Origin of the sequence: Candidatus Symbiopectobacterium sp. (assembly GCF_020054415.1) — a bacterium.
Lineage (GTDB): Bacteria > Pseudomonadota > Gammaproteobacteria > Enterobacterales > Enterobacteriaceae > Symbiopectobacterium.
On record NZ_JAHWCO010000479.1, the window covers coordinates 1 to 10,173 of the forward strand.

At 53.5% G+C, this 10,173-nt stretch carries 9 protein-coding genes and 3 pseudogenes; 6 read left to right on the forward strand and 6 right to left on the reverse strand.

All coding sequences use genetic code 11. The annotated features are described in order from the left end of the window. The first annotated feature begins 566 nt into the window (after positions 1 to 566). Positions 567 to 1,115 carry a gamma carbonic anhydrase family protein gene (locus QZ506_RS13980; protein ID WP_291971836.1) on the forward strand — a complete coding sequence of 183 codons (549 nt, stop codon included), beginning with the start codon at positions 567 to 569 and terminating at the stop codon, positions 1,113 to 1,115. On the opposite strand, the gene QZ506_RS13985 is transcribed toward QZ506_RS13980, so the two are convergent. From QZ506_RS13985 to dprA, 6 genes and pseudogenes are all read right to left on the reverse strand, one after another. Continuing rightward, positions 1,100 to 1,357, reverse strand: a complete 258-nt coding sequence (locus tag QZ506_RS13985) for a DUF1488 domain-containing protein (RefSeq protein ID WP_291971838.1) — start codon at positions 1,355 to 1,357, stop codon at positions 1,100 to 1,102. The genes QZ506_RS13980 and QZ506_RS13985 overlap by 16 nt on opposite strands. After that, entirely contained in the window at positions 1,354 to 2,181 is an 828-nt protein-coding gene (gene aroE / locus QZ506_RS13990; protein WP_291971839.1) for a shikimate dehydrogenase, read from the reverse strand. The genes QZ506_RS13985 and aroE overlap by 4 nt, the downstream gene beginning before the upstream one ends. A 15-nt stretch (positions 2,182 to 2,196) precedes the next feature. After that, positions 2,197 to 2,766 (reverse strand): L-threonylcarbamoyladenylate synthase type 1 TsaC, encoded by a 570-nt coding sequence (tsaC, locus tag QZ506_RS13995; RefSeq protein ID WP_291971841.1) that lies wholly within the window; start codon positions 2,764 to 2,766, stop codon positions 2,197 to 2,199. Beyond that, positions 2,759 to 3,326: pseudogene (locus QZ506_RS14000) on the reverse strand (type I DNA topoisomerase). The gene tsaC and the pseudogene QZ506_RS14000 overlap by 8 nt, the downstream one beginning before the upstream one ends. 21 nt (positions 3,327 to 3,347) lie before the next feature. Then, entirely contained in the window at positions 3,348 to 3,821 is a 474-nt protein-coding gene (locus QZ506_RS14005; protein ID WP_291971843.1) for a DUF494 family protein, read from the reverse strand. After that, positions 3,793 to 4,915 (reverse strand): annotated as a pseudogene (dprA, locus tag QZ506_RS14010) (DNA-protecting protein DprA). The gene QZ506_RS14005 and the pseudogene dprA overlap by 29 nt, the downstream one beginning before the upstream one ends. Before the next feature lie 115 nt (positions 4,916 to 5,030). On the opposite strand from dprA, the gene def reads away from it, so the two are divergent. The 5 genes and pseudogenes from def to istA all read left to right on the forward strand — a co-directional run. After that, positions 5,031 to 5,540, forward strand: a complete 510-nt coding sequence (def, locus tag QZ506_RS14015; RefSeq protein WP_291971845.1) for a peptide deformylase — start codon at positions 5,031 to 5,033, stop codon at positions 5,538 to 5,540. A 25-nt stretch (positions 5,541 to 5,565) separates the two neighbouring features. Beyond that, entirely contained in the window at positions 5,566 to 6,516 is a 951-nt protein-coding gene (fmt, locus tag QZ506_RS14020) for a methionyl-tRNA formyltransferase (RefSeq protein ID WP_291971847.1), read from the forward strand. Positions 6,517 to 6,589: 73 nt separating this feature from the next. After that, positions 6,590 to 7,885, forward strand: a complete 1,296-nt coding sequence (rsmB, locus tag QZ506_RS14025) for a 16S rRNA (cytosine(967)-C(5))-methyltransferase RsmB (RefSeq protein WP_291971849.1) — start codon at positions 6,590 to 6,592, stop codon at positions 7,883 to 7,885. A 24-nt stretch (positions 7,886 to 7,909) separates the two neighbouring features. Beyond that, a complete protein-coding gene (gene trkA / locus QZ506_RS14030) occupies positions 7,910 to 9,286 on the forward strand; it encodes a Trk system potassium transporter TrkA (protein ID WP_291971851.1) in 1,377 nt (458 codons plus the stop codon). Positions 9,287 to 9,450: 164 nt separating this feature from the next. Then, positions 9,451 to 10,173: pseudogene (istA, locus tag QZ506_RS14035) on the forward strand (IS21 family transposase); the annotation flags it as partial.

Here is a 10,173-nt window from a genome sequence, read left to right on the forward strand (position 1 = left end):
CATGTGTTAGGCCTGCCGCCAGCGTTCAATCTGAGCCATGATCAAACTCTTCAATTTAAAGTTTGATTTGCTTCTACTCGAGAAGCGATGCTCAAAGAATTATTACTGTTAGTTCGTAATGAATTAATTGATGTTCACTCTTCAAGACTTTTATTTTTTTAAGCCCTGAGGCTTTACGATAAAGTCCTGTGAGTGCCCACACAGATTGTCTGATTAATTGTTAAAGAGCGTTGCGACGCGGCTTGCAGCCTGCTGTCGCGAGGTGGCGTATACTACGCTTTCCTCTTTAGGAGTCAACGATTATTTTCATTTGAAAGTGAATTGTTTTTCTCTTGCTGACTTCGCCTTGAATCGCTTCGTGTCGTGTCAACGGAGGCGCATTGTAGGGATCCCAATAATTTACACAACCCCTTTTTTGTATCTTTTTTTCTGTTCGCGCGTTTTTTACACCCTTCGTTGAGATCCTGCGCAACCCGCGCTATTTTCAACCTACTTTTGCTGCTTCTGGCAGCAGCAGGACCACAATTAGGGTAAATTACTCTTTTCGAATGTATTGAGAGGTAAATATGGGCTCCCACGCATTGCGTTCTTATAAGGATGCGTTCCCCACTGTCGGGGAAAACGTGATGATCGATCCATCCAGCGTTGTGATCGGCAACACGACGCTTGGTGATGATGTCAGCATCTGGCCATTAGTCACGATCCGTGGCGACGTACATGAAATCCACATCGGCGCACGCACCAATATCCAGGATGGCAGCGTATTGCACGTAACCCACCGCTCAGCGAGCAACCCGCAGGGTAATCCGTTGATCATTGGTGAAGAGGTCACCGTAGGTCACAAAGCCATGCTACACGGCTGCACCATCGGCAACCGCGTATTGGTCGGTATGGGATCGATCCTGCTTGATGGCGTTATCGTAGAAGATGACGTGATGATTGGAGCGGGCAGTCTGGTACCCCTTGGTAAGCGCTTGCAGAGTGGTTATCTCTATCTTGGCAGCCCAGTGAAACAAATCCGCCCACTGACAGCAGAAGAGATCGAGGGTTTGCGCTACTCCGCCAATAACTACGCCACGTGGAAGAACGACTATCTGACTCAGGACAGCGAGTAATATCCCTCGGTGTCATCCTGTTCATTGAGCACCTGAGCTTCGAAAAGATCTTCGATATCCCAGCGGTGCTCTCTGAACAACGCCAGCCAGCTATCCGCATCCGTTCCCCCAAAACGCATCTGAAGTTGCGCGGCACTGATACGGCATTCACGCTGAAAACCACCGATCAATACAGGGAAGTAGATCATACGATCCTCTTCGCTCCACGCTTCGCGATCGGGGAACTGGATCGCCTGATTCATGCGTTAAGTGCTTTTTTCATCTGTTCGATCACCGGAGTGGTATCTGGCATCACGCAGTGCCAGAGGAAGAACGCGTGTGCCGCCTGATTGATCAACATACCAAAACCATCTGCCAACTGTGATGCCCCCTGCTGCTGGCACCACAATAAAAACGGTGTCAGGCTGGCCTGATAGAACATGTCATAACAGCGCGTAGAGGCCGTGATCAACGAGGCAGTCAGGTCGGGAATATCGCCGGCGATCCCTGACGAGGTGGCGTTGATGATCAGATCGAAGTTTTCGCCTTCCAGTCCATCCAGTGGCAACGCGTCAATCGGCCCCACTGGCTGAAACAGTGTCGCGAGCGCTTCCGCCTTGGCAAACGTCCGATTGGTCACCACCAGCGAACACCCATGGCTTAATAACGGCTGAATAACGCCTCGGCTGGCGCCACCCGCACCGATTAACAGCACCCGATGCTGCGGTGTCACCAGCGCAAGACGCTGCAAATCGCTCAGCAGCCCAATACCGTCGGTATTATCCCCCAACAGCCGACCGTCTTCGAGCCGTTTCACGGTATTGACCGCTCCCGCTAACGAGGCGCGTTGGCTCAGTTCATCGACTTCCTGATAGGCACGCTCCTTGAAAGGCATGGTGATATTCGCCCCCAACGCCCCTGCCTGAAAAAAATCACGCAGCGTTTGTTCAAAGCTGTCCAGCGGTGCCAATAGGCGTTCATACGTCAAGGGGACGCCGGTTTGCTCAGAAAACAGCGCATGTATCTGTGGCGATTCGCTGTGCGCAATAGGATGACCAAAAACCGCGAATGACGTTACTTCAGACACCGTTATCTCCACTTTTTAACCTTGTCGTATCAGGTTGCCCGTCAAGACATCCCGAATTTCAGACGGATTCTGCCGCCCGGATGTTTCTCCGTGCAGAACAGGAAAGGCCTCACCAAACTGGGTTAGAACCTCTTGTGCCGTGCGGCACGGCGGCAGTCCGGTCAGATTAGCGCTGGTTGACACGATTGGCTTGCCAAACGCCAGGCAGAGCTCACGTACTAGAGGATGTGCACTGACGCGCACCGCCAACGATGAGAATTGCTCGGTCAACCAACGTGGCGTACTCGACCTAGCGGGCATCACCCACGTTACCGGCCCCGGCCAGGAGGCAAACATCACCGCCTTTTGCTCAGCGCTGAGCTGGCTGTCATCAATATAAGGGGTGAGCTGTTGATAATCAGCCGCGATCAGGATAAGCCCCTTTTCGACAGGCCGTTGTTTCAAGGCCAGCAGTTGCATCACTGCGGCTTCGCTGTCAGGATCGCACCCCAAGCCGAAAACCGCTTCGGTAGGATAGGCGATGACATTCTGCTTTCTCAGTTCCTGAATGACAGAAACCGATTGTTCATTCACTACATTACTCATTGGTATCAATTTCTGCCGTTACCGGCTTTCCACAGGCTTTACTGGCACAAAAACGTTTGACGCTCTGCGCCGTTTTCTTTTCGAACAATAGCGGATAGTGGCAGGTTGGACACGTTCCCGCCACCGGTTTATGGTTGAGCGCAAATTGGCACTCCGGGTAACGCTCACAGGCGTGGAACACTTTGCCAAAGCGCGAGTTACGTTGCAGCAGTTTACCTTTGCCATATTGTGGACAGGTTAATGCGGTTTCATCGGGACGGTCTATGACCTCGGTATGGTCACACGCCGGGTAGTTGCTACAGCCAATAAACATGCCATAATGCCCCTGCCGCAACACCAGCATCCCCTGGCATCCCCTGACAGTGCGGGCAGAGTTGCCCAGACAGCTCCTTCACAATATGACCATCCGCATTGGCTTTCAGCGGACGAACGAATTCACACTACGGATAGCGCGAGCAGCCCAAAAAAGGGCAGCGGCGGCTGGAGCGAATCACCAGCGGCGCGCCGCACTCAGGGCAGCACTCCGCCTTTTTATCCGTTATAAGCGCAGGGATTACCATGGTTTATTCTGACTTGTCGGTTTAATGCAAATAATCATCATCTGCTTCAAACAGCAGGTCTTCCATTTGCTGGTAGGCGTTTTCACATCCTGGTAGATTGAACAACACCATGAGGATCACCCATTTAAGATCGTCCAGATCGAACGATAAGGTATCCAGCGCCATCACACGATCGATCACCATCTCACGCGTTTCAAGATTCAACACGTTGATTTGCTCCAGGAACAACAAAAAGCCCCGGCACTCGGTGTCGAAGCGCTGCTCCTCTTCCTGCGTATAAATGCGCAGTGCATGGGGGTCGCTTGCCAAGGCAAAAGGCACTTCTTTGCCTTCCTGCAAATCCGCCAGGCGCTCCAGCCAGTTCAATGCGCTATAGATATCAGCACGATCGAACCCCGCCCGCGTGAGGTCATCAGTTAACGCATCCTGATCAACGCGTAGTTCCGTTTCGTTGTGGATGTAAGTTTCAAACAAGTACATGAGTACGTCGAACATGGCCAGCCCTCCTCAATCGGACATAGCCGCCGGGTACTGCTTCTATCCATCCTGCTAACTCCAGATCCAGCAACTTACCTACTACCTCTGGCACAGGTTGGCCCGCACATTCAGCGACAACATCAACAGGTGTAACCTCATATCCTACGTTAGCCAACACGTCGGCAAATGGCAATTCCACATCGGCGTCCAGAGCATAAATAGTTTCATTTTCGCCAAGGGGCAGCCACGATAACCCACTGCCCAACTGTTCAATGATGTCTTTGGGACAGGTAACCAGATAAGCGCCCTGCTGGATGAGCTAATGCGTACCTTGTGTCATTGGGTTATCCAGCGCGCCCGGTAGCGCGAAGAGATCGCGATTCTGCTCCAACGAACAGCGCGCGGTGACTAAAGATCCGCTGCGCATGAAAGCCTCGACAATCAGCACGCAGAGGCTAATCCCACTGATGATACGATTACGGCGGGGAAAGTTGATTGCCCTCGGGGGGCTCATTCAGGGGAAATTCAGAGACAACCGCACCGCCTTGCTCCACCAACCGCTCTGCCAATGCGCGATGGCGGCGGGGATACGTCTGCTGCAATCCATTACCCAGCACCGCTACGCTTTTCCCGCCTGCATCAAGCGCCGCCAGATGCGCCACGCCATCGATGCATAATGCCAAACCGCTGGTGATAACAAAACCATTCAACGCCAGTTCCTGCGCAAAATAGTGTCCCCACTGCACGCCATACGTAGAAGGGTGACGGCTGCCGACCATAGCAAGTTGAGGGGCACAGAGGAGCTGAGGGTTACCACGCACAAACAGTGCCTGGGGAGAAGCAGGTATCTGCCGCAATAATGGGGGGTAACGCGAGTCTGCGTACGTAAGCAGATGGTGAGTCGGTTCCTCCAGCCAGCGTAATACCGTTTCACACTCACTTTCATCCTGCGTGAGAAATTGCGCGACCTGCTCTTCCGACAAGGCCTGCGCGGACAGTACCTCGGCAGTCACCTCTGCCAGCGGACGCAATTGCTCCACCAATTGCACCGTTTTCACCGCGTTGAGGAGTCGCACGTTCATTAACCGCAGCCACATCTCCACGTCCTGCATGCGTTCATCCTTGTGCCATTGCGCTTTACAGGGCAAATGCTGTCAATCAGAACCGGAAATGTCTAGAATAGATCCAGATACGCTTTCATCAACCGGATAAAGATCGAAATCAACTATGTCAGTTTTGCAGGTATTACATTTTCCAGACGAGCGGCTTCGCACTATCGCGAAACCTGTCGCAGAGGTTAATGCAGAAATTCAGCGCATCGTCGATGATATGTTCGACACCATGTACGAAGAAGAAGGCATCGGCCTTGCTGCGAGTCAGGTGGACGTGCATCAGAGCATTATCGTGATTGACGTTTCCGAAGAACGCGATCAGCGTTTGGTGTTGATCAACCCAGAGCTGCTGGAAAAAGACGGCGATACCGGTATTGAAGAGGGTTGTCTGTCCATTCCTGAAACCCGTGCGCTGGTGCCGCGCGCTGAGCGCGTGAAGGTTAAAGCGCTGGACCGGGAAGGTAACCCCTTTGAGCTGGAAGCTGATGGCCTGTTGGCAATCTGTATCCAACACGAAATGGACCATCTGGTTGGCAAGCTGTTTATTGATTATCTCTCGCAGTTAAAACGCCAGAGAATTCGCCAAAAGCTGGAAAAAATGGCCCGACTAAACGGTCGTCCATAATCTTATCACTACCGCAGGAAACGCCGTGTCCGAAAGCCCCCTACGCATTATTTTCGCGGGTACACCTGACTTTGCAGCGCGCCACCTTGATGCGCTGCTGGCTTCACCGCATCAGGTGGTGGGTGTTTTTACCCAACCCGATCGTCCTGCAGGGCGAGGCAACAAACTGACGCCCAGCCCTGTCAAAGTGTTGGCTGAACAGCACGGCGTCCCGGTGTTGCAGCCCAAATCGCTGCGCACAGCAGAAAATCAGCAACTGGTCGCTGATTTACAGGCGGATATCATGGTGGTCGTGGCCTACGGCTTGATCCTGCCGCAGGCGGTGTTAGATATGCAGCGCCTGGGCTGTATCAATGTGCACGGCTCGCTGCTACCGCGCTGGCGCGGTGCGGCACCGATACAACGCTCGCTTTGGGCCGGAGACGCTGAAACCGGTGTAACCATCATGCAAATGGATGCAGGGTTGGATACCGGAGCCATGCTGCATAAGCTGTCATGCCCGATAACGCCGCAAGACACCAGCGCCTCATTGTACGATCGCCTGGCAGAACTGGGCCCGCTGGGGTTGCTGACGACGCTGGCATCACTGGCGCAGGGAACGGCTGTCGCGGAAAAACAAGATGACAGTCTGGCGAATTACGCTGAAAAACTGAGCAAAGAAGAGGCTAAGCTTGATTGGTCACTCAGTGCCGAGCAATTGGAACGCTGCATTCGTGCCTTCAATCCCTGGCCTGTCAGCTATATCACCATTGACGAACAGCCAGTTAAAGTGTGGAAAGCCAGCGCATTGGACACTAACCATAGCGCACAACCCGGCACGATCATCAGTGCAGACAAGCAAGGTATACAGGTCGCCACCGCGCAAGGCGTACTGAACCTGCTGCAACTGCAACCTGCGGGCAAAAAACCGATGTCGGTGCAGGATCTGCTCAATTCGCGTCGCGAATGGTTCACTCCAGGCAACGTACTGGCATAATACACTCATCCACTAAAAGGCATAGCGTCTGCTGTTACGGCAGGCGCGTTACCGTTTCAGACAATCACTATCCATGAAAACAACATACAATCTGCGCGCCATCGCCGCGAACGTTATCGGCCAGGTGCTCGATAAAGGCCAGTCGCTAAGTACACTACTGCCACAGTATCAGCGTGATATCTCAGAAAAGGATCGTGCCCTGTTGCAAGAGCTGTGCTTCGGCGTATTACGCGTGTTGCCACAGTTAGAGTGGATAATTCAGCAGTTGATGGCAAAAACGCTGACCGGGAAGCAGCGCACGTTGCACAACCTGATCATGGTGGGCATCTATCAACTCGCTCACACGCGCATCCCGGCCCATGCCGCGCTGTCTGAAACGGTTAACGGTGCTGTTGCACTCAAGCGCCCACAGCTCAAAGGGTTGATTAACGGCGTACTGCGCCAATTCCAACGCCAGCAGGCCGAGCTGGATGAACGCGCGGCTAACCATGCGTCGCGCTTCGCTCACCCCGAGTGGCTGTTAGCACGCCTCAAGAAAGCCTATCCGCAGCAGTGGCAGCAGATTGTTGAGGCCAACAACCAGCGTCCCCCGATGTGGTTGCGCGTCAACCGTTTGCACCACACACGGGAACACTATTTAGCACTGCTAACTGAAGCCGGTATCGCCGCTCAGCCACATCCTGAACAGGACGAAGCCATCATGCTGAACGAGCCTTGTGCCGTAAGCCTGCTACCCGGCTTCGCGCAAGGCTGGGTTACCGTGCAGGATGTCTCTGTACAAGGTTGCGTGCGCTGGTTAGCGCCGCAGGACAATGAACATATTCTCGATCTGTGTGCTGCACCGGGTGGGAAAACCACCCATATTCTAGAAGCAGCGCCTCACGCTAAGGTATTGGCGGTCGATGTGGACCCACAGCGGCTCACTCGTGTAAAAGAGAATCTGCAACGCCTTAATCTTCACGCAGACGTGAGGCAAGGCGATGGGCGCGAACCTGCGGCCTGGTGTGGTGAGCAACAGTTCGATCGTATTCTGCTCGATGCCCCCTGCTCCGCCACCGGCGTGATTCGCCGTCATCCTGATATCAAGTGGCTGCGGCGCGACAGCGACATCGCCGAACTGGCACTGTTGCAGCAGGAGATTCTGGAGGCTATCTGGCCACGGCTGAAAGCAGGCGGCACGTTAGTTTATGCCACCTGCTCGATCTTACCGGAAGAGAATCAGCAGCAAATGCGGGCCTTTCTGACACGCCATGCGGATGCCGAACTGGTGGAAACGGTCGATGCACAACACCCCGGTTTGCAAAAGTTACCGGCTGCAGAGGACGGCGATGGGTTCTTTTATGCTAAGTTGGTTAAGAGCATTGGCTGATAGCAACGGCAACGGGCACAGATCATGAAAATAATTATTCTTGGTGCAGGTCAGGTGGGCGGTACGCTGGCAGAAACGCTCTCCGGAGAAAACAACGACATCACTGTCGTTGATACTGACACCGCGCGACTGCGGCAGTTGCAGGATAAATTCGATTTGCGCGTCGTTGCTGGCTACGCCTCCCACCCGCGCGTACTGCGTGAAGCTGGCGCCGAAGATGCAGACATGCTGGTTGCAGTCACGAACTCGGATGAAACCAATATGGTGGCCTGCCAGGTCGCCTACTCGCTGTTTAATACGCCAAATCGCATCGCACGTATTCGCTCCGCAGAATACGTGCGCGCCGGTGAGCAACTGTTTCAGGCAGAAGCGGTGCCTATCGACCATTTGATCTCACCAGAACAGTTGGTCATCGACAATATCTACAAGCTGATCGAGTATCCCGGCGCGCTACAGGTAGTGAACTTCGCCGAAGGCAAAGTGAGTATCGCCGCAGTGAACGCTTACTATGGTGGTCCGCTGATCGGTAATGCGCTCTCCGCGCTGCGTGAGCATATGCCGCACATCGAAACCCGCGTAGCCGCGATCTTTCGCCACGACAGGCCGATCCGTCCGCAGGGTTCAACCATTATCGAAGCGGGCGATGAGGTGTTCTTTGTTGCCGCTTCCCAGCACATTCGCGCCGTAATGAGCGAACTCCAGCGCTTGGAAAAGCCCTACAAGCGCATCATGATTGTCGGCGGTGGTAACGTCGGCGCGGGGTTGGCGCATAAGCTGGAAAAAGACTACAGCGTTAAACTGATAGAAAAGAACGAAGAGCGTGCGATCGCTCTGGCTGAACTGCTGCAAGACACTATTGTGTTTCACGGCGACGCTTCCGATCAGGAGTTGCTGGCACAGGAGCATGTCGAACAAATCGATGTGTTTATTGCCATTACCAACGACGATGAAGCGAACATCATGTCCGCCATGCTGGCCAAACGCATGGGGGCAAAAAAAGCCATGGTACTGATCCAACGACGCGCCTATGTCGATCTGGTCCAAGGCAGCGTTATCGATGTTGCCATTTCGCCACAGCAAGCAACGATTTCCGCACTGCTCGGCCATGTGCGTAAAGCGGATATTGTCAGCGTCTCATCATTACGACGCGGCGTGGCAGAAGCCATTGAGGCCATTGCTCACGGGGATGAAGGCACGTCAAAAGTGGTTGGCCGAATGATTGAAGATATCAAATTGCCGCCAGGCACTTTGATCGGTGCGATTGTGCACGGTGATGATGTCATTATCGCCAACGACAATATGAAGATAGAGCAAGGGGATCATGTGATCATGTTCCTGACGGACAAAAAGTTTGTCCCTGAAGTGGAACGCCTGTTCCAACCCAGCCCGTTCTTCTTGTAACAACGCTAAGCCTGCCGACTCAGGCGGCACTTTCCTTTCAGTTTCACTGATTATCACCGCTGGTGTCAGCGCCAGTGATATAAGACGGTACTTCACCATTTGGATTGTCCGCTCAACACAACATGTTGTTTCCTTTAGGTTCTCACACCAGAAAGGACATCAGCATGCTGAGCAGAGAGGACTTTTACATGATAAAGCAAATGCGCCAGCAGGGTGCATATATTGTCGATATTGCCACTCAGGTTGGTTGCTCTGAGTCTGAGCGGACTGTCAGACGCTACCTGAAATACCCGGAACCTCCGGCCAGAAAAACACGCCACAAAATGGCCAAACTCAGGCCGTTCATGGAATATATCGACATGCGTCTGGCAGAGAACGTCTGGAACGGCGAGGTCATCCTCGCGGAAATTAAAGCGATGGGTTATACCGGTGGACGCTCCATGTTGCGTTACTACATCCAGCACAAACGTAAGATGCGGCCATAGAAGAAAACGGTTCGCTTCGAAACTCAGCCCGGTTACCAGCTTCAGCATGACTGGGGGGAAGTTGAGGCTGAGGTTGCCGGGCAACGATGCAGGGTTAACTTCGCGGTTAACACGCTGGGGTTCTCACGTCGCTTCCATGTCTTCTCGGCACCAAAACAGTATGCTGAACATACCTATGAGTCACTGGTTCGCGCCTTCCGTTACTTCGGCGGCAGCGTGAAAACCGTGCTGGTCGATAACAAGAAAGCCGCAGTGCTGAAAAATAACAACGGGAAGGTGGTGTTGAACTCCGGGTTCCTGCTGCTGGCTGATCACTATGGCTTCCTGCCACGGGCCTGCCGCCCGCGAAGGGCCAGAACCAAAGGTAAGGTGGAGCGGATGGTGAAATACCTCAAGGAGAAC